General features: G+C 65.6%; 16 protein-coding genes. 11 read left to right on the top strand and 5 right to left on the bottom strand.

The genetic code is table 11. The annotated features are described in order from the left end of the window. Nucleotides 1-5 precede the first annotated feature (5 nt). The 3 genes from AC1GI4_RS02505 to mtnP all read left to right on the top strand — a co-directional run bounded on the left by AC1GI4_RS02505 (nt 6) and on the right by mtnP (nt 5,678). Nucleotides 6-3,218: a multidrug efflux RND transporter permease subunit gene (locus tag AC1GI4_RS02505; protein WP_433910667.1), complete on the top strand. Its 3,213-nt coding sequence runs from the start codon at nt 6-8 to the stop codon at nt 3,216-3,218. Then, a complete protein-coding gene (locus AC1GI4_RS02500) occupies nt 3,211-4,680 on the top strand; it encodes an efflux transporter outer membrane subunit (protein ID WP_433910666.1) in 1,470 nt (489 codons plus the stop codon). Before AC1GI4_RS02505 ends, AC1GI4_RS02500 begins: the two co-directional genes overlap by 8 nt. Nucleotides 4,681-4,799: 119 nt before the next feature. Continuing rightward, on the top strand, nt 4,800-5,678 hold the full coding sequence (gene mtnP / locus AC1GI4_RS02495) for an S-methyl-5'-thioadenosine phosphorylase (RefSeq protein ID WP_479628415.1): 879 nt from the start codon (nt 4,800-4,802) through the stop codon (nt 5,676-5,678). An 83-nt stretch (nt 5,679-5,761) separates the two neighbouring features. On the opposite strand, the gene AC1GI4_RS02490 is transcribed toward mtnP, so the two are convergent. Further along, on the bottom strand, nt 5,762-7,090 hold the full coding sequence (locus AC1GI4_RS02490; protein ID WP_479628414.1) for an alginate export family protein: 1,329 nt from the start codon (nt 7,088-7,090) through the stop codon (nt 5,762-5,764). Nucleotides 7,091-7,358: 268 nt separating this feature from the next. Beyond that, entirely contained in the window at nt 7,359-8,693 is a 1,335-nt protein-coding gene (locus tag AC1GI4_RS02485) for a dicarboxylate/amino acid:cation symporter (protein WP_479628413.1), read from the bottom strand. Nucleotides 8,694-8,903: 210 nt separating this feature from the next. Between AC1GI4_RS02485 and AC1GI4_RS02480 the strand changes: the two genes are divergently transcribed. From AC1GI4_RS02480 to AC1GI4_RS02460, 5 genes are all read left to right on the top strand, one after another. Further along, nucleotides 8,904-10,694: a sensor histidine kinase gene (locus AC1GI4_RS02480; RefSeq protein WP_479628412.1), complete on the top strand. Its 1,791-nt coding sequence runs from the start codon at nt 8,904-8,906 to the stop codon at nt 10,692-10,694. Further along, a complete protein-coding gene (locus tag AC1GI4_RS02475) occupies nt 10,691-12,007 on the top strand; it encodes a sigma-54-dependent transcriptional regulator (RefSeq protein WP_433910661.1) in 1,317 nt (438 codons plus the stop codon). Before AC1GI4_RS02480 ends, AC1GI4_RS02475 begins: the two co-directional genes overlap by 4 nt. Before the next feature lie 70 nt (nt 12,008-12,077). Then, nucleotides 12,078-12,383 (top strand): DUF485 domain-containing protein, encoded by a 306-nt coding sequence (locus AC1GI4_RS02470; RefSeq protein ID WP_294274953.1) that lies wholly within the window; start codon nt 12,078-12,080, stop codon nt 12,381-12,383. Then, nucleotides 12,380-14,083, top strand: a complete 1,704-nt coding sequence (locus tag AC1GI4_RS02465; RefSeq protein WP_479628411.1) for a cation acetate symporter — start codon at nt 12,380-12,382, stop codon at nt 14,081-14,083. Before AC1GI4_RS02470 ends, AC1GI4_RS02465 begins: the two co-directional genes overlap by 4 nt. Before the next feature lie 96 nt (nt 14,084-14,179). Beyond that, nucleotides 14,180-14,347: a hypothetical protein gene (locus AC1GI4_RS02460; protein WP_294274955.1), complete on the top strand. Its 168-nt coding sequence runs from the start codon at nt 14,180-14,182 to the stop codon at nt 14,345-14,347. Here the strand turns inward: AC1GI4_RS02460 and AC1GI4_RS02455 are convergent. After that, a complete protein-coding gene (locus tag AC1GI4_RS02455; protein WP_433910658.1) occupies nt 14,329-15,654 on the bottom strand; it encodes an MFS transporter in 1,326 nt (441 codons plus the stop codon). The genes AC1GI4_RS02460 and AC1GI4_RS02455 overlap by 19 nt on opposite strands. A 114-nt stretch (nt 15,655-15,768) precedes the next feature. Here AC1GI4_RS02455 and pgsA point away from each other — a divergent pair, with 114 nt between their 5' ends. The 3 genes from pgsA to AC1GI4_RS02440 are packed head-to-tail and all read left to right on the top strand — an operon-like array spanning nt 15,769 to nt 17,017. Continuing rightward, nucleotides 15,769-16,323 (top strand): CDP-diacylglycerol--glycerol-3-phosphate 3-phosphatidyltransferase, encoded by a 555-nt coding sequence (pgsA, locus tag AC1GI4_RS02450; protein ID WP_479628410.1) that lies wholly within the window; start codon nt 15,769-15,771, stop codon nt 16,321-16,323. Next, a complete protein-coding gene (gene moaD / locus AC1GI4_RS02445) occupies nt 16,323-16,580 on the top strand; it encodes a molybdopterin converting factor subunit 1 (RefSeq protein WP_433910657.1) in 258 nt (85 codons plus the stop codon). The genes pgsA and moaD overlap by 1 nt, the downstream gene beginning before the upstream one ends. Then, complete coding sequence (locus AC1GI4_RS02440; protein ID WP_479628409.1) at nt 16,577-17,017, top strand: molybdenum cofactor biosynthesis protein MoaE; 441 nt, start codon at nt 16,577-16,579, stop codon at nt 17,015-17,017. The genes moaD and AC1GI4_RS02440 overlap by 4 nt, the downstream gene beginning before the upstream one ends. Before the next feature lie 49 nt (nt 17,018-17,066). Here AC1GI4_RS02440 and AC1GI4_RS02435 read toward each other — a convergent pair whose 3' ends face one another. Both AC1GI4_RS02435 and AC1GI4_RS02430 read right to left on the bottom strand, forming a co-directional pair. Then, nucleotides 17,067-17,783 carry a fasciclin domain-containing protein gene (locus AC1GI4_RS02435; protein ID WP_479628408.1) on the bottom strand — a complete coding sequence of 239 codons (717 nt, stop codon included), beginning with the start codon at nt 17,781-17,783 and terminating at the stop codon, nt 17,067-17,069. After that, nucleotides 17,784-18,401: a fasciclin domain-containing protein gene (locus tag AC1GI4_RS02430; RefSeq protein ID WP_479628407.1), complete on the bottom strand. Its 618-nt coding sequence runs from the start codon at nt 18,399-18,401 to the stop codon at nt 17,784-17,786. Nucleotides 18,402-18,415: the final 14 nt, after the last annotated feature.

Genomic DNA, 18,415 nt, shown 5'->3' with positions numbered 1-18,415 from the left:
GCATCATGAACCGCTTTTTCGTCTATCACCCGGTATTCGCCTGGGTGATCGCGCTCTTCATCGCCTTGTTCGGGGTGATTTCGCTGCGCCTGCTGCCGATCGAGAACTACCCCTCGGTCGCGCCGCCCGCGCTTAACCTGGCGGTCACCTATAACGGCGCCGATGCCGAGGTGATGGACCGTTCGGTGACCGCGGTCATCGAAAAGGAACTGAACGGCGTCGACAACTTCCTGTATATGGCGTCGACCAGCCGCTCCAACGGCACCGCGCAGATCACCGTCACCTTCAAGCCCGGCACTAACCTGGACGTGGCGCGCACCCAGATCCAGGATCGCCTCAGCCGCGCCGAGCCGCGTCTGCCGCAGGAGGTTCGCGCGCTCGGCATTCAGGTGACCGAGGGCTCGGCGGGCTTCCTGGAGGTCATCACGCTCAGCTCGAAGTCGGGTCAGACCAGCCCGGTCGCGATGGGCAACTTCGCCGAGAACAACATCCGGAACGAGCTGCGCCGTATCGAAGGCGTGGGCGATGTGCAGCTGTTCGGTTCGCCCTATGCGATGCGCATCTGGCTCGATCCTCAGAAGCTGGCCGGGTACAACCTGTCGGCCTCCGAAGCGCTGGCCGCCGTGCAGGAGCAGAACAGCCAGACCGCCGGTGGTTCGATCGGCGCGCAGCCGCTGACCCGCACGGCCGAGTTCACCGCGCAGATCATCACCCAGAACCGTTTCGCCACGCCGGAGCAGTTCCGCCAGATCATCATCCGCGCGAACCCCGACGGTTCGGCGGTTCGACTGGGCGACGTCGCGCGGGTCGAGCTGGGCAAGGACAATTACGGCTTTCGCCTCACCCTGAACGGCAAGGAGACCGTCGGTCTGGCCGTCCAGCTGGCGAGCGGCGCAAACGCCCTGGCGACGGCCGACGCGGTGTCGGCCAAGATGAAGCAGCTCCAGTCGAGCTTCCCCGCCGACGTGACCTGGAGCGTTCCCTTCACCACGACGCCGTTCATCACCGCTTCGGTCGACAGCGTGATCCATACGCTGGTCGAGGCGATGATCCTCGTCTTCCTGGTGATGTTCCTGTTCCTCCAGAACTGGCGCGCCACGCTGATCCCCGCGATCGTCGTTCCGATCGCTCTGGGCGGCGCGTGCATCGGCCTGCTCGCCTTCGGCTTCTCGATCAACACGCTGTCGTTGTTCGGCATGGTGGTGGCGATCGGCATCCTGGTCGACGACGCGATCGTCGTCGTCGAGAATGTCGAGCGTATCATGTCGGAAGAGGGGCTGAGTCCCCGCCGCGCGACCGTGAAGGCCATGGGGCAGATTACTGGCGCGATCATCGGCATCACGCTGGTGCTGGTCGCGGTGTTCATCCCAATGGCGTTCTTTCCGGGCTCGACGGGCGGCATCTACCGTCAGTTCTCGGTGACGCTGGCGGTGTCGATCTTCTTCTCGGCGGTGCTTGCGCTTACGCTGACGCCTGCGCTGTGCGCCACGCTGCTGAAGCACGAGGACGCGCATACGGAGGACCGCCCCGAGCCCAAGCCCGGCGTGCGCGGCCTGCCGCAGCGCTTCTTCAACTGGTTCAACGACAAGTTCGGCCGAGGCACGGAAAAATACACAGGCGGCGTGAAGCGGATGATGTCGCGGCCGGTGCGCTGGCTGGCGGTATTCGCCGTGGTCGTCGTCATCACCGGCGTGATGTTCACCCGCATCCCCGGCGGCTTCCTGCCGACCGAGGATCAGGGCTATATCTTCGTGTCCTATGACGCGGCGCCCGGCGCCACGCTGGAGCGGACGGGCGAGGCGATCACCAAGGTCGAGAAGTTCCTCCATGCCCAGCCGCAGGTGTCCGACATCGTGTCTGTCGCGGGCTTCAACTTCTTCGGCCAGGGGCAGGCGGCGGGTATCTCGTTCGTCAACCTGAAGCCATGGCATGATCGTCCCGGCAAGGAGAACAACTCGACGACGCTGGTCGGCAAGACGATGGGCTTCGTCCAGTCGATCCCGGAGGCGACCATCTTCGCGCTCGACCCGCCGCCGATCCAGGCACTGGGCAACGCGACGGGCTTCTCGATGAAGATCGAGGACCGCTCGGGCCTGGGTGCTGCCGCCTTGCAGCAGGCGCAGGGCGCGATCCTGGCCAAGGCGTCACAGGACAAGGCGCTGATGGGCGTCCGTCCGGAAGGCCTGGGCCCGGCGCCGCAGCTCTATGTCGATATCGACCGTATCCAGGCGCGTGCGCTGGGGCTCCAGATCGCGGATGTGAACCAGACGCTGTCGATCGCTTTCGGCTCGGCCTATGCCAACGATTTCGTCCGCGAAGGCAATGTCTTGCGCGTCTATCTTCAGGCCGATGCTCCGCAGCGCATGTCGCCTGAGGACGTGCTGGCGCTGCGTGTCCGCAATACGCAGGGCAATATGGTACCCTTCTCGGCGTTCACGAAGGTGCGCTGGCAGAACGGGCCGCAGCAGCTGGAGCGGTATAACGGCTATCCGTCGCTGACCGTGTCGGGCATGGCCGCACCCGGCCAGTCGACCGGCACCGCGCTGAAGCACATGGAACAGATCGCGCGCGAAGTGATGCCCGCGGGCATGAGCTTCGAGTGGACCGGCACCGCCTATGAGGAGCAGCAGGCGGGTGGCCAGATCGGCCTTCTGCTCGGCCTGTCGCTGATCGTGGTCTTCCTGCTGCTGGCGGCCCTGTACGAAAGCTGGGCGATCCCGTTGGCGGTGTTGCTGGTGGTCCCGTTCGGCGTGCTGGGCGCGGTGTTGATGACCATCTTCCGGGGCTTCTCGGCGGACGTGTACTTCAACGTCGGGCTCATCACGATCATCGGTCTGGCGGCGAAGAATGCGATCCTGATCGTCGAGTTCGCCATTGAGGACGAGGAAGGGGGACGCACTCCCTTCGAGGCGACGGTCGAAGCTGCGCGGCAGCGTCTGCGCCCGATCCTGATGACCAGCCTTGCCTTCATCCTGGGCATGGTGCCTCTGTTCATCGCGAGCGGTGCGGGCGCAGCCAGCCGCCGTGCGGTCGGCACCGGCGTCATGGGCGGGATGATCGCGGCCACCGCGTTCGGCATCTTCTTCACGCCGGTCTTCTATATCGCGGCCAAGAAGTGGCTGGCGCGCGAGCACGACCATGAGGCGGCGGATGCCGAGGAGGAAGCGCGCGAAGGTGAGGCACGAACCCGCGAAGAGGAGGGCCCGGCCCATGCATAAGGGTATTTCCCGTGCGACCGCCGCATTGGCGCTGACCAGCGCGCTGGCGGGCTGCAATCTGGCGCCGAAATATCATCAACCGATCGCCCCCGTTTCCGCCACCTATCCGGAAGCGGTGCGCGGCACGCGGACAGCGGCCGAGATCGGCTGGCGGGAGTTCTTCGCCGACGAGCAGCTCAAAGCCTATATCGCCGCCGCACTTGCCAACAATCGCGACCTCGCCCAGGCGGTGGCGCGGGTGGCGCAGGCGCGGGCCCAGTATCGCATTCAGGATGCGCAGCGCCTTCCGGCGCTGGACGCCACGGCGGGGGCATCGCGCACTCGCGTGCCGCTCAACTCGCTGGGTTTCGGCAACGCGATCCCGGGGGCGGGCAACGCCGACAACCCGACCTCGATCACCTACAACCAGTTTTCGCTGGGCGCGCGGGTGTCGAGCTTCGAGCTGGATTTCTGGGGTCGGGTGCGCAACCTAGCGGAAGCGCAGCGGCGGCAATATCTGGCGACGGTCGAGGCGGAGCGCGCGTTCCGCCTGTCGCTGGTGGGGCAGGTCGCCGCCACCTATCTCCAGATCCGCGCCGCCGAGGAGCAGATCGCGCTCGCCGAGCAGACCGTGACCAGCCGCCGCGACGGACTGGGCATCGCAAAGCGGCGGATGGATGCTGGCGTGACCTCCAGTGTCGATTATGACCAGGCGGCGGCCCTGCTGACCCAGGCGGAGACACAGCTGGCCGAGCTGCGCCGTACCGTCGCCCAGTCGCAGAACCTGCTGACCGTATTGGTCGGTGGCCCGATCACCGCCCCGCTTCCCACCGGGCGGCGTTTGAACGACCAGAACCAGTTCGCAGCAATCGAGCCGGGCCTGCCCTCCGCCCTGCTGGTCAACCGGCCTGACGTGCTTCAGGCTGAGCAGCAGTTGCTTGCCGCCAACGCCAATATCGGCGCGGCGCGGGCCGCGTTCCTGCCCAGCATCTCGCTGACCGGCTTGGCGGGCTTCGTCTCGCCCGCGCTGAGCAGCCTGATCGATGGCAATTCGCAGCAATATCAGGTGCAGGGCGCGGCCTTGCTCCCGATCTTCGACTGGGGACGGCGCAACGCGCAGTTGAAGCTCAGCCGGGCGCAGGCGGACGAACTGACCGCCGCCTATCAGCGCACGGTGCAGGGGGCGTTCCGCGAAGTGGCCGACGCGCTGGTCGCACGGCGTCGCTATGCCGAACAGATCGAGGCGCAGACGCGCGCGGTGGACGCGCAACGCCGCCTCGCCCGCACCGCACGGCTGCGCTATACCAACGGCATCGCCATCTATCTCGAGGTGCTGGATGCCGAGCGCAACCTGTTCTCGGCCGAGCAGCAACTGCTGACGCTGCGCAGCGCCGCCCTTCAAAACGACGTCACCCTCTATGTCGCGCTGGGCGGTGGCCTGCGCGAGACCGGGGCGGCGTCGACGGTTCCCGCGTCCGGCTAAATCCCCGAACCCCCGGCCGACGCGGTTGAGCGAGGGGCGTACGGGATTCTCCCCCCGTGCGCCCCTTTGCTTTGTCTGACGAAGCGCCTAACCGACGGATGATGCAACAGGAGCGGGACATGACGGGCTGGACGATCGGTATCATCGGCGGCTCCGGCCTCTACGCGATCAACGCGCTGGACGATGTCGAGACGCTGGTGCTCGATACGCCGTGGGGCGCTCCGTCCGACACGCTGGTGCGCGGGCGGATCGGGGGCGTACGCTTCGTCTTCCTCCCCCGCCACGGCCGGGGACACCGCCTGTCGCCGACCGAGGTAAACGCGCGCGCCAACATCCATGCGTTGAAGCAGGCCGGGTGTACCGACATTCTGGCGATCTCCGCGATCGGGTCGCTGCGCGAGGAACTGCCGCCCGGCCATTTCGTCGCGGTCGACCAGTTCATCGACCGGACGGTGCACCGCGACACCAGTTTCTTCGGCGCGGGGCTGGTCGCGCATGTTTCGATGGCCGATCCGGTATGTCCGCGCCTGTCGACCCTGGCGGCGCAGGCGGGCGAGCGGGCAGGGGCATCGATGGCGCATGGCGGTACTTATCTCGCCATGGAGGGGCCGCAATTCTCGACCCGTGCGGAGAGTCATCTCTATCGCCAATGGGGCGCGGACGTGATCGGCATGACCGCGATGCCCGAGGCCAAACTCGCCCGCGAGGCGGAGCTTCCCTATGCGCTGATCGGCATGGTCACCGACTATGATTGCTGGCGCGAGGATGAGGCGCATGTCGAGGTCGGTACGATCCTCGCACAGCTGCACCGGAACGCCGCGACGGCACGGGCGCTGGTCGCCGAACTGGCGGCGATGCTGCCGGAAGAGCGCACTGCCTCGCCGATCGATACCGTGCTCGATCAGGCGCTTATCACCCATATCTCGCATGTGGATCGGGCCAAGGCGGAAAGCCTTGGCCCGATCGTATCGCGGGTGCTCGCCGCGCGGGGCGGTTGAGGATCAGTCCTCGACGATCGGGCTGTTCCCCGCCGTCCCCCGCATCCGCCCGGCCGAATTCGTCGCGGCCGGGCGCCTGAATTTTAGAAGCGGAAGCTCAACCACCCGGCCCAGAAGTCCGAGCTTTTCAGATTGGCCCGCTGCAACACGGTGTCGGCCTTGAAATGTTCGTAACGGCCGACGAATGACAGACGCGGCGTGATCGTCCAGGTCGCCTGCAAGCGGGCGACCTCGGCAACCTTCTTGCCACGCACATTCTGCGTACCCGCCCATGCCGCGCCGCTTGCACGGTAAACGGCATCGAACTCGTCCGGCCGCCAGGCAAAGCCGTATTCGGTAGCCAGACGCACGCCCTTGATCGGCGTGAAGGTGAAGTTCGGCGCGGCGTACAACAGGTTCGTCGGCGTCAGGAACAGGCCGTAGCTGTAATAGATGTTGTTGCCGAACAGGCCGTTGGTCGTGTTCAGCTCACCCGTACGCTGATAGGCACCGCCGCCCGAGCCATAGTCGACATGGACGCCGACGCGCGGCGCATCGGGCTTTTTGCCCAAGCGATAGGTCTGGGCGATGAAGGCCTGCCACGCCTCGATCGGGCGATTGTTGAACGTCCCGCGCTGATTGTTGACGGTCCAGTCGACATTGACCGGCCCGACATCGCCATAGGCGTGAAGACCCAGGAAATAGCGTTCCTCCAGCCCCGTCGTCGGCCCCCAGACGGCACGACGGTTGCGCAGCCGCCAGATGAAGGGATCGAGATACAGCTTCGAGCCGCCGAACAGCTTGGGCGAAAGACGGAAGCCGAAGGTCGCGCCCGTGAAACGCACGTCGGGGTTCGTCTTGTCGTCGCTGATGCCCTTGAAGCCATAGGTGACGTAATTCAGGTCGAACACGTCGATCCGGGCATCCTTGCCACGGGCATAGGCCCGCACGCCGTCGAGGACGAAATACAGCGTGTTGTTGTCGCGGCCGACGGTCAGCAGCTGCGGCCCATCGAAGAATTCCTGACGACCGGCACGGACGCCGACGTCCAGGCCCAGGGCCTTGCCCTTCACTTCGGCGAAGAGCTGCTGCACGGCCAGCTGGTTGCGCAGGTTGCCACCGGGCGCGCCCAGGTTGATGCCCTGCAATTCCGCCCGGCCCAGTTCGCCGAAAACGCGGAAATGATCGCCGAGATGAACGTCGGCGCCGCCGACGATGCGGGCGATGTCCTGACGTTGTTGCTGCACTTCACGCGGATTGGGGTTGGTGGTGATGTTGACGCGGGTGCGCAGCTCGCCGGAGAAGGTCACATAGGACTTGCCGTCCTCGGTCAGCTTCACGCATTTCAGCGCATCGATCACATCGTCGCGCTTGGCCGGGTCGCAATATCTGCGCCAGTCCTCGGCCCAGCGCGACTGGTTGTAGCCGCCCACGGTGTTGCCATCGCCCGCCGCGCTGGTGGGATACGCGGTGCTGGCAGGGCTGGCGGGCTCTGCGGCGGCCTTCGGGGTGAAGGTCTGCGCCATCGCCGGGGAAACGGCGACCCCCGATGCCGACACCATCGCGGTGCCAGCAAGCCATAGAAACTTCATGATAATCCCCCTCGATCGAACCAATCTGTCGTCGCTTCAACTGCTCTATAGCATCCTGGTAAACAAAAACCCGGCCGATGGGAGCGGCCGGGTCATGTCGGGATGCGGATCAGGCGATGGCGGGCTGAACGGTGGTGGCGGGCGCGGTCAGGACCGGCTTGCCGCTCAGCGCGGCGTCCAGCGCCTCCTTGTCGAGCGCTCCTTCCCAACGTGCGACCACGACGGTGGCGACGGCGTTGCCGATGAAGTTGGTCAGGCTGCGGCATTCCGACATGAAGCGGTCGACACCGAGGATCAGCGCCATACCGGCGACCGGCACGTCCGGCACGATCGAGAGGGTGGCGGCGAGGGTGATGAAGCCCGCGCCGGTGACGCCTGCCGCGCCCTTGGACGAGAGCATCGCGACGAGGAGGAGGGCCAGCTGCTGGCCCAGCGAGAGATCGACACCGCAGGCCTGGGCGATGAACAGCGCGGCCAGCGTCATGTAGATGTTGGTGCCGTCGAGGTTGAAGGAATAGCCGGTCGGCACGACCAGGCCGACGACCGACTTTTCGCAACCGGCCTTCTCCATCTTCACGAGGAGGTTGGGCAGGGCGGCTTCGGACGACGAGGTGCCGAGGACGAGCAGCAGCTCGGCCTTGAGGTAGCGGATCAGCTTGAGGACCGAGAAGCCATTGGCGCGAGCGATGGTGCCCAGCACGACGACGACGAACAGGATCGAGGTGAGGTAGAAGGTCGCGACGAGGGCACCCAGATTGACCAGGCTGCCGACGCCGTACTTGCCGATGGTGAAGGCGATCGCGCCGAAGGCACCGATCGGGGCGGCACGCATCAAGATGCCGACCATGCGGAAGATGACGACGCTGATCCGCTCCAGGCTGTTGAGAAGCGGACGCGCAGGATCGCCGACCAGAGCCATCGAGATACCGAACATGATCGCGACCATGAGCACCTGGAGGATGTTGCCCTGGGTGAACGCACTGATCAGCGTGTCGGGGATGATGCCCAGCAGGAAGCCGGTCACGGTCGTGTCATGGGCCTTGGCGGTATATTCGGCGATCGATCCGACCTTCAGGGTCGAGGGATCGATGTTCATGCCCGCGCCCGGCTGGACGACGTTGGCGACGATCAGGCCGACGATCAGCGCGAAGGTCGATACGGTGATGAAATAGAAAAAGGCCTTGCCGGCAACGCGTCCGACCGAGCCAAGTTCGCGCATCCCGGCGATGCCGGTAACGACGGTAAGGAAGATGACGGGGGCGATAATCATCTTCACCAGCTTGATGAAGGCATCACCGATCGGCTTGAGCGATTCGCCGAAGCTCGGCCAGAAATGACCGATGATCGCGCCCAGCGCGATGGCGAACAGGACCTGGACGTACAAGTGTGACCAGACACGCGCCCGCCGGGGCGTCTCTGCTACGGCATAATCTTGTGCGATCATGGCTTTTCGGCATCCTCTACAAAAAAGTGGGCCGGACGCGGTGGGCCGCGCTTCCGAATTGCCACGAGTGTGCAGAATGCCGCTGAGCATTACAAATTTCCTAAAGGTGCAGATAACACATAGAGAAAGCACGATAAAATGTCTGCGTTTGACCATCGAAGCGCGAAAATCCGCATGGCGCTCCGGGTTGGGTTGCGATAATCCGCACAGATGCAAGTTTCGCCCTTACTCGGTCGCACGTATCTGCGTCGCTTTGCTTTGCCGCTGATCGTCGTCGTGCTGCTGACCGTTGTGGCCGGGTCGCTGTTACGCTTCTACGCCCATCGGCAGGCGGTGACGGGGCTCCGCGATGACGCCGCCCGGATCGCCCGGCAGGAGGAGCGGCTGCTCAACAGCGAGTTGCAGCGCTTCCGACTGTTGCCCATCGTGCTGGTAGAGTATCCGGATGTCCGCGACGCGCTGCGCAACGGATCGGTTGGCGCGGCCGAGCGGCTGAACGAGAAACTGCGTGGCCTGGCCGAGCGAACCGGCGCCCCGGTCATCTATGCCATCGATCGGCACGGCCGGACGGTCTCCGCATCCAATGCGGGGCAGGCGGACAGCTTCGTCGGGCGGGACTATGGCTTTCGGCCCTATTTCCGACAGGCGATGCGCACGGGCACCGCCGAATATTTCGCGCTGGGTAACACCAGCCACCGGCCCGGCCTGTTCCTGGCGCGTCGCATAGGTCCGGCCTCGGACCCCGATGGAGTTGTCGTGGTCAAGGTCGAGTTCGCCCGCATTATCCAAGCCTGGGCCAGCGATGCGGGTCAGACGCTGTTGCTCGACGACCATGGCGTCGTCGTGGTCACGACCGATCCGGCCGCCGAATTTACGCTGACCCGGCCGTTGCCCCCTGCGGCGCAGGCCGCGATCCGGCAGAGCCAGCAATTTGGCGATATTGCGCTGCGCCCCGGTCCTTTTCGGATCGCGAATGGGGATGCGATCGATCGCGACGGCGTTCGCTATGTCGTCGGTCTGGTACCCGCGCCGCTCCCCCGGTGGCAGCTTGTCCACGTCCTGCCGTTCAAGCCCGCATTGAAGGAGGCCGATGGCTGGGTCCGTTCGGTGACGGCGCTGATCGCGGTCGGACTGATTGGGCTTACCTTGCTGGCAATCTGGCGGCGGACACGCGCCGAACGCGCGTCACTCGCGCGCGAGGCGCTGGAACAGGAGGTCGCGCGTCGCACCGCCGAATTGCGTGCGACCAATGACCAGCTGACCGTCGAGATTGCCGAGCGGATCCGCGCCGATCAGCGTTTCCGCGCGGCGCGCGAGGAATTAGCCCAGGCGAACAGACTGGGCTCGCTAGGCTCGATCACGGCGGGCGTGGCGCATGAAATCAACCAGCCGGTGGCGGCGATCCGCACGCTGGCGGACAATGCGCGCACCTTCCTGTCTCGCGACAAGCCCGACAAGGCGGCGGGCAATCTGGCCACCATCGTCGAGTTGACCGAGCGGATCGGATCGATCGTCCAGGAAATGCGGCGCTTCGTCCGGCGTGGCACCCATGGACTGGGGCCGGTGTCGCTCGATGCGGTGCTGGACGGAACCATGCTCCTGATCGGCGACCGTTTTCGCACGGCTGGGGTCGCGTTGGAGCGTCCCCGCAGCGGAGCCCTCCCGCAAGTCATGGCGGGGCGGGTCCGATTGGAGCAGGTGCTGGTCAATCTGCTTCAAAATGCACTGGATGCCGTGGCCGAGACGCCCGCCCCCCGCGTGCGGCTGACTGTGGTGGAACATAGTGACGGGGTCGAGCTGACCGTGGAGGATAATGGCCCCGGCCTTGATCCGGCGATCGCGACAGAGATTTTCACCCCCTTCGTGACCGGCAAGCCCGATGGACTGGGACTGGGCCTGGGGATTGCGCGGGATATCATGACGGAGTTTGGCGGCATGCTGGAAGCCATCCCCTCTGCGCTGGGCGGCGCGGGCTTTCGCTTGAGGATGCGCCGGGCATGAGCGAGACGTTGCGCGTTCTGCTGGTCGATGACGACACGGTGCTGCGACAGGCGCTGGCCCAGTCGTTCGAGCTGGCGGGGATCGATGTCGAGGCGCATGGCGATCCGCTGGCAGCGCTGGCGACGATCACAGTGGATTTTCCGGGCATGGTCGTCTCCGACATACGGATGCCGGGAATCGACGGGATCGAGCTGTCGAAGCGCGTCGCCGCCATCGATGCGGAAATTCCGGTGATCCTGATGACGGGCCATGGCGACGTGCCGATGGCGGTCGCGGCGCTGAAACAGGGCGTCCATGATTTCGTCGCCAAGCCCTTCGCCGCCGATCATCTGATCTCCAGTGCCGAACGTGCGCTTGAGATGCGGCGGCTGGTTCTCGACAATCGCCGTCTGCGCCAGGCGGCGGAGGACGCACAGGGCGCCTACCCTCTGATCGGGGAGACGCCGGTCATGATGCGACTGCGCGATACGGTGCGACAAGTGGCGCAGGCCGATGTCGACGTGCTGGTCGAGGGCGAGACGGGCACCGGCAAGGAACTGGTGGCGCTGCTACTTCATCGTTGGAGCGCGCGCCGGACGCGCCCCTTCATCGCGGTCGACTGCGCCGCCCTGCCCGAGGCGATCGCCGAGGACGAGCTGTTCGGCCAGGCGCATGGCCGGACTCCGGGACGGATCGCGGCGGCCAATCGCGGCACGCTGTTCCTCGACGAGGTGGACAGCATGGCACCCGCTCTCCAGGGACGGATGCTGCGCGTGGTCGAGGAGCGGGAGGTGCGCGCGATCGGGGCCGAGGACCCGCAGTCGCTGGACCTGCGCATCGTTGCCGCCGCCAAGTCCGATCTGGCGCGTGCGGTCGAGGAGGGGCGCTTCCGCGCCGATCTGCTCTATCGGCTGGACGCCGTGCGGCTGCGCGTTCCGCCCCTGCGGGAACGGCGGGCGGACGTGCCGCTGCTGTTCGCGCATTTCCTGCGTGAGGCGGCGGAGCGGTTCGGTCGCCCGGTGCCGATGATCGACGGCGGGATTCAGGCGCGACTGCTGTCGCACGATTGGCCCGGCAATGTTCGCGAGGTACGCAACTATGCCAACCGTGTCGCGCTGGGCCTGTTCGGCGAAACCCGTGATGCGGGTGATCCGCTTCCCTTGCCAGAGCGCGTCGAGCAGTTCGAGGGCGCGACGATCCGCAGCGTGCTGGAGGAGGTGGCAGGCGACGTCCGCGCCGCGCTGGCCATCCTCGGCATCCCGCGCAAGACCTTTTACGACAAGGTTGCGCGGCACGGCATCGACCTGAACGCCTATCGACCCAATCGCGCTTGACGTTGCGCCGGGCGCGGACGAGCATGACGGCCACGACACCGATCGACGGTGCGGGGCTTGGGAGAATGCCATGGAGGATGCCGCAGCCCGTCTGGCAAGCGATGCGCGCTATATCGCGCTGGTTCGCAGGCGAGGGCGCTTTACCACCGTCCTGACGGTCATCATGTTGATCGTCTATTTCGGTTTCGTCCTGACTATCGCTTTCGACAAGGCGTTGCTGGCCCGGTCGGTCAGCGGCGGCGCGACGAGCTGGGGCATTCCGGTCGGGCTGGGCGTGATCGCGCTCGCGATCGTGCTGACTGGCCTGTATGTCTGGCGCGCCAATCGCGATTTCGACCCCGCGATCGAAGCCCTGCGGGCGGAGTATGGCGCATGAGGTGGGCGCTCGTTGCGCTCTCGGCATCGCTGGCGTTCCTGCCGATCAACGCGGCGGAGGCGCATGCGATCGGCCCCGCCGTCCAGCAGGCGACGAACTGGACCGCGATCGGCATGTTCGCCGCCTTCGTCGCGCTCACGCTGGCCATTACCCGCTGGGCCGCGCGGCGGACGCGCACGGCCTCCGATTTCTATACGGCCGGGGGCGGGATCACCGGCTTTCAGAACGGACTGGCGATCGCGGGCGATTTCATGTCCGCCGCATCCTTCCTGGGCATATCGGCGCAGATTTACGCCGATGGCTATGACGGGTTGATCTATTCGATCGGCTTCCTCGTCGGCTGGCCGATCCTGTTGTTCCTGATGGCCGAGCGTTTGCGCAATCTGGGACGATTCACCTTTGCCGATGTCGCCTCCTTCCGCTTCGCGCAGACGCCGGTGCGGATGGTCGCGGCCTGTTCGACGCTCCTCGTGGTGCTGTTCTACCTGATCGCGCAGATGGTCGGGGCCGGGCAGCTGATCCGCCTGCTCTTCGGGCTGCCTTATGGCTATGCGGTCGTCATCGTCGGCGTGCTGATGACGATGTACGTCCTTTTCGGCGGCATGACGGCGACGACCTGGGTGCAGATCGTCAAGGCGATGATGCTCCTCGGCGCGGCGAGCTTCATGGCAATCGCGGTGCTGGCGCGGTTCGGGTTCAGCCCCGAGGCGCTTTTCGCGCGCGCGGTCGAGGTGAAGACGGCGCTGGCCGCCCTGGCGGGTGCGGGGCCGGACGAGGCGGTGGCCAAGGGGCGGGCGATCATGGGGCCGGGCGGGTTCATCAAGGACCCTGTCTCCGCCATCTCGATCGGCGCCGCGCTGATGTTCGGCACGGCGGGCCTGCCGCATATCCTGATGCGTTTCTTCACCGTGCCCAATGCCAAGGCGGCCCGCAGCTCGGTGCTCTGGGCGACCGGCTGGATCGGTTATTTCTATATCCTGACCTTCGTAATCGGTTTCGGCGCGATCGTGCTGGTCGCGACCGATCCGGGCTTCCTGGACGCAGAGGGGGCGCTTCGCGGCGGCAGCAACATGGCCGCGATCCACCTAGCGCAGGCGGTCGGGGGGAATTTGTTCCTGGGCTTTATTTCGGCGGTGGCGTTCGCGACGATCCTTGCGGTGGTGGCGGGCCTGACCCTGTCGGGCGCTTCGGCGGTCAGTCATGACCTCTATGCGACGGTCATCAAGAAGGGGGAGGCGGACTCCGCCTCCGAGCTTCGCGTGTCGCGGATCACCGTGCTGGCGCTGGCGGTCGTCGCCATTCTGCTGGGTATCCTGTTCGAGAAGCAGAATGTCGCCTTCATGGTCAGCCTGGCCTTCGCGCTGGCGGCTTCGGCCAATTTTCCGGTGCTGTTCCTGTCGCTGCTCTGGTCGGGCTGTACGACGCGCGGCGTCGTGGCAGGCGGCCTGGTGGGCCTGCTGACGGCCTTGGTACTGACCATCCTTTCGCCCGCCATCTGGGTGACCGTGCTGGGTCATGCCGCACCGATCTTTCCCTATGGATCGCCGACGATCTTCTCGATGCCGTTGGCGTTCCTGACGATCTGGCTGGTGTCTATCACCGATCGGAGTGGCCGCGCCGCCGTCGACAAGGCGGGTTATCCGGCGCAGCGTGGCCGTTCGGAGACGGGCATCGGCGCTTCCGGGGCGCTCGACCATTAAGGTCGTGTCCCCGCTGTCTCGTTACGGGGCAGCGGGGACAGTCGATCCGATATCGAACTGCTGCCGAGACGGTAAACGAGACGTTAACAGGTTGCTATGAGACGCCGCCTGGTCCTGACCGATGACGCCGCCCGCCACCCCTTTCGGCGCTCGCTGCCGCCGTCCGTCCAAGGGCGGCGGAAGCAGGATGACGATCAGGACATTCGGCTGTTCGTGCTCAGCTTCACGGCCTTCTTCATCTGCATCTATACGTTCCTGTTCTGAACAGGCTCGACGTCGACCTCGCCGCAGGCGCGGTGCAGTAGAAGTGCCAGCCAGGCCGAGACCAGGCACATGCCCGCCACGACGAAGAGCATGTCCGATGACGACACGCCCGCCGCACTGATCGCGAAGGCGAGTACGGACCCGATCGTCATTGCAAAGCAATTCACGATATTGTTGGCGGCCACCGTGCGCGCCGTCTGATCCTTTTCGACCGTGGTGGTCAGGAAGGCATAAAGCGGGACCACGAACATGCCCCCGGTGGTCGCGATCGCCAGCAGCGTGGCAAGGATACCGATCGCACGCGGTTCGGCCAGAAACGCCTGCCAGCTATACAGGCCGCCACCCGCCGCCGGGGTCCAGTTGCGGCAAAGGAAGGAAAACAGGACGACGAACGCGCCCATGGCGATCACCGACATCGGCGAATAGCGCGCCGAAATTTCGCCCTTCAGCATCGTGTTGATGACGACCGACCCGATCGCCACGCCGATCGAGAAGATGGCGATCGCGAGGCTGGCGACTTCCTTGTCTGCCGTCAGCACATTCTTCACCAGCGGCGGGAAGATGATGATGAGGACCGCACCGATCGTCCAGAAGAAGCTGATTGCGATGATCGCCAGGAACAGGCGGCGGATATGCAACGTCGCGGAGATCAGCCGCCAGGATGCGGTAAAGGGATTGTAGTTGAGCTTGAGCGGCGGCCCTTCGCGTGGGGCGGGAGGCACCTGACGACCGATGAACCAGCCGATGACGGCGACCACCAGCACGCCGATCGCCGCCGCCTCGATCGAAATCCATCCCGCCGCGACCGTGCCGAGCAGGATCGCCAGATAGGTCCCGGCTTCGACCAGGCCGGTGCCGCCCAATATGTCCTCGGGCTCCAGATGCTGGGGCAGGATGGCGTATTTGATCGGCCCGAAAAAGGTCGAGTGGACGCCGAGCGCGAGGACGGTGCCCAGCATCAGGGACAACCCGGCCGTCGTATATCCCGCCTTGGCGATCAGCAGACCGGCCGCACCGACCAGCATGATGCCGATCTCGACCGTCTTGACGATGCGGATGATGCGCGCCTTGTCATGGCTGTCCGCCAATTGCCCGGACAGCGCCGACAGGAAGACGAACGGCAGGATGGCGGCGCCGGTCGCCGCGCAGTTGAAGTAGAATTCGGAATGGGGGTCGGTGAAGATCGCGTATGTCGCGAACAACACCATCGACGTCTTGAACAGGTTGTCGTTGAAGGCGCCGAGAAACTGGGTGGCAAACAGCGGCAGGAAGCGTCGCTGTTTGAGTAGCCCGAGGGCATTGAGCATAACGAAAAATGGCCCGATCGTGGCAACAGGATGACACCAACATAGCTATGCGTACCCGTATCGCCAACCGCTTAAAGCGGTTTGTCATGGGCGAACGAGCGGTTAGAAGGCGACATGCTGACGCTGCCCAACCTGTTAACGCTATCGCGAATCCTGGCCGTGCCGCTGCTCGCGGGGCTGTTATGGCAACCGGACTGGGCGCTGGGTTACGGCGTCGCCTTTGCGCTCTATTGCCTGATGGGCATCACCGATTATTTCGACGGCTATCTTGCCCGCGCGCAAGGGGCGGTGTCGAAGCTTGGCGTGTTCCTCGATCCCATCGCCGACAAGATCATGGTCGCCTCGGTCATTCTGGTGCTGGTCGCCGTGCAGGTGCTGAGCGGGTTGAGCGTCGTCGCGGGCCTCGTCATCCTGCTGCGCGAGATCGCGGTGTCGGGCCTTCGCGAATTTCTCGCGCAGTTGCAGGTGTCGGTACCCGTTTCACGCCTGGCCAAGTGGAAGACGACGCTGCAGTTGATCGCGCTCGGCGGCTTGATCCTCGGCGGGGCGCTGCCGGGCTGGCCCTGGTTGCACGAGGCGGCACTGGCCGCGCTCTGGGCGGCGGCGGTGCTGACGCTCGTCACCGGCTGGGACTATCTGCGCGTCGGCCTCAAGCACATGGATAGCTGATGACGTTGACGATCCTGTATTTCGCCTGGGTCCGCGAGCGGATCGGGCAGGCCGAAGAGACGGTGACGCTGCCCGACCATGTGGCGACGGTCGGCGATCTGGTGGCTTGGCTGGCTACGCGCGGGGGTGGCTATGCCGAGGCGATGGCAGAGCCCGAGCGGCTGCGCGCGGCGGTGGACCAGAATTTCGTCGGCCTCGATGCGGCGATCGGACATGCCCGCGAGGTCGCAATCTTTCCGCCGGTGACGGGCGGATGATCCGCATCCTGGTCTCGGTCGATCCCATCGATCTTGCTGACGAAATGGCACGGATCGAGGGGCAGGATGCCGGTGCGGTGGCCAGCTTCTGCGGGCTCGTTCGGGCCGATGACGGCGTCGATATCCTTGAACTTGAGCATTACCCCGGCGCGACCGAAGTCGCGCTCGACCGGATCGCACGCGAAGCGGCGGAGCGCTGGTCGCTTCAGGCGGCCACGATCGTCCACCGGGTCGGCCCGATGCGGCCGGGCGAGCGGATCGTACTGGTCCTGGCGGCCGCGCCGCATCGCCGTGACGCGCTGGACGCCTGCGCCTATCTGATCGATCGGCTGAAGACCGATGCGCCCTTCTGGAAGCGGGAGACGCGCGGCAGCGAGGCGCGTTGGGTCGAGGCACGCGAGAGCGACACGGCCGCCGCCGAGCGCTGGATCCCATAGAAAAAGGCGGGGCCGAAGCCCCGCCTTCCCGTGTTCCGGTTCGTCGCTTTTAACCGATCTTCGGCACATTGATGCCGTTGGTCAGGTGCACGACGCCGTTCGTCGCATCGACATCGGCCTTGTCGACATAGGCCTTCTGGCCGTTCACATCGGTCAGCATGATGTTGCCGTTGGGGCCGAGTTGCGCCGTCAGCGGCTGGCCTGCCAGCGTGGTCAGCGTCGCGGTGCCGTTCCCGGCCGCGATCTGCGCCTTCAGCTGCTCGGCGGTCAGCTTGCCGGGTACCACATGATATTTCAGGATGGTCGCCAACGTTGCCTTGGCCTCCGGCTTGCTCAGCGTGTCGAGCGCGCCCGGGGGCATCCGGCTGAACGCTTCGTTGCTGGGCGCGAAGACGGTGAAGGGGCCAGGACCGGACAGGTCGGCGGTCAGCCCCGCCGTCGCGACGAGCTTGGCTAGCGTGCTGCGATCCGGAGTGGCGGCGAGGATCTGGACGATGTTGCCCGTGGCAACCGGGGTCGCGGTCGCCGGCGCGGCCGGGGCTGCGGGCGCCGTCTGGGCGGGGGCGGGTTGCATCGGCGCGGTCTGCGCGATGGCGGCGCCCGCGCCGGTCAGGGCGGTGGCGGACAGAAGGATGGCAAAGGTCTTCAACATGAAAGGCATACTCCCGTTCTTCTGGCGACGGAGCGGGGTCGCGTCGCGCCGCATGGTGAAGGGCAGGTCGACCGTTCCTGACACGAAACGGCCGTCCCATCGGGAGTAACGCACTTAATCCAGTTTGGGTACCAAAACACCGTTGACGATGTGAATGACACCGTTCGCCTGAGGCATGTCGCCCGCCTCGATATAGCTCTTGTTTCCACCGCTGTCGGTCAGCGTGATGACCGACTGGGTCATGCTGACGGTCAGCCATTCGCCTTGCACCGTCAGCAGCTTTGCGGTGCCGCCGCCCGCCGCGATCTTTTCCTGAAGATCGGCGATGCCGACAATGCCCGGCACCATGTGGAAGCGGATCAGCTTGACCAGCGAATCGCGGTTGGCGGGCTGGAGCAGCTCTTCCTGCACACCGGGGGCCAATCGGGCAAAGGCCTCGTTGGAGGGGGCAAACAGGGTATAGGGTCCGGGGCCTGCCAGCGTCGTTGCCAAGCCCGTCGCGCGGATCGCTGCGACCAGCGAGGACAGCGACGGTGTCGCGGTGGCGTTGTCCAGGATCGTCCGTGTCGGCACCATCGGCTGATCGGGCTGCGGCGCGGGCATCGTGACCGCAGGCGTGCGGGATGGAGCGGCAGGTGCCTCGCGCAGATTTCGTCCGCCTCCGCACGCGCTCAACCCGATCATGGCGATGAGCGGCAGAGCGGGGATCAGCCGCCGAGCATTATGGGTCATGGACGAAATCTCCT

Source organism: Sphingomonas sp. 77B (assembly GCF_056497825.1).
This window is presented reverse-complemented; position numbering and strand designations above follow the sequence as displayed.

Bases quoted from the DNA above. Each gene is read 5' to 3' on its own strand.
- AC1GI4_RS02505 (WP_433910667.1), top strand. From the start codon at position 6: ATGAACCGCTTTTTCGTCTATCACCCGGTATTCGCCTGGGTGATCGCG.
- AC1GI4_RS02500 (WP_433910666.1), top strand. From the start codon at position 3,211: ATGCATAAGGGTATTTCCCGTGCGACCGCCGCATTGGCGCTGACCAGC.
- mtnP (WP_479628415.1), top strand. From the start codon at position 4,800: ATGACGGGCTGGACGATCGGTATCATCGGCGGCTCCGGCCTCTACGCG.
- AC1GI4_RS02485 (WP_479628413.1), bottom strand. From the start codon at position 8,693: ATGATCGCACAAGATTATGCCGTAGCAGAGACGCCCCGGCGGGCGCGT.
- AC1GI4_RS02480 (WP_479628412.1), top strand. From the start codon at position 8,904: ATGCAAGTTTCGCCCTTACTCGGTCGCACGTATCTGCGTCGCTTTGCT.
- AC1GI4_RS02475 (WP_433910661.1), top strand. From the start codon at position 10,691: ATGAGCGAGACGTTGCGCGTTCTGCTGGTCGATGACGACACGGTGCTG.
- AC1GI4_RS02470 (WP_294274953.1), top strand. From the start codon at position 12,078: ATGGAGGATGCCGCAGCCCGTCTGGCAAGCGATGCGCGCTATATCGCG.
- AC1GI4_RS02465 (WP_479628411.1), top strand. From the start codon at position 12,380: ATGAGGTGGGCGCTCGTTGCGCTCTCGGCATCGCTGGCGTTCCTGCCG.
- AC1GI4_RS02460 (WP_294274955.1), top strand. From the start codon at position 14,180: ATGAGACGCCGCCTGGTCCTGACCGATGACGCCGCCCGCCACCCCTTT.
- AC1GI4_RS02455 (WP_433910658.1), bottom strand. From the start codon at position 15,654: ATGCTCAATGCCCTCGGGCTACTCAAACAGCGACGCTTCCTGCCGCTG.
- pgsA (WP_479628410.1), top strand. From the start codon at position 15,769: ATGCTGACGCTGCCCAACCTGTTAACGCTATCGCGAATCCTGGCCGTG.
- moaD (WP_433910657.1), top strand. From the start codon at position 16,323: ATGACGTTGACGATCCTGTATTTCGCCTGGGTCCGCGAGCGGATCGGG.
- AC1GI4_RS02440 (WP_479628409.1), top strand. From the start codon at position 16,577: ATGATCCGCATCCTGGTCTCGGTCGATCCCATCGATCTTGCTGACGAA.
- AC1GI4_RS02430 (WP_479628407.1), bottom strand. From the start codon at position 18,401: ATGACCCATAATGCTCGGCGGCTGATCCCCGCTCTGCCGCTCATCGCC.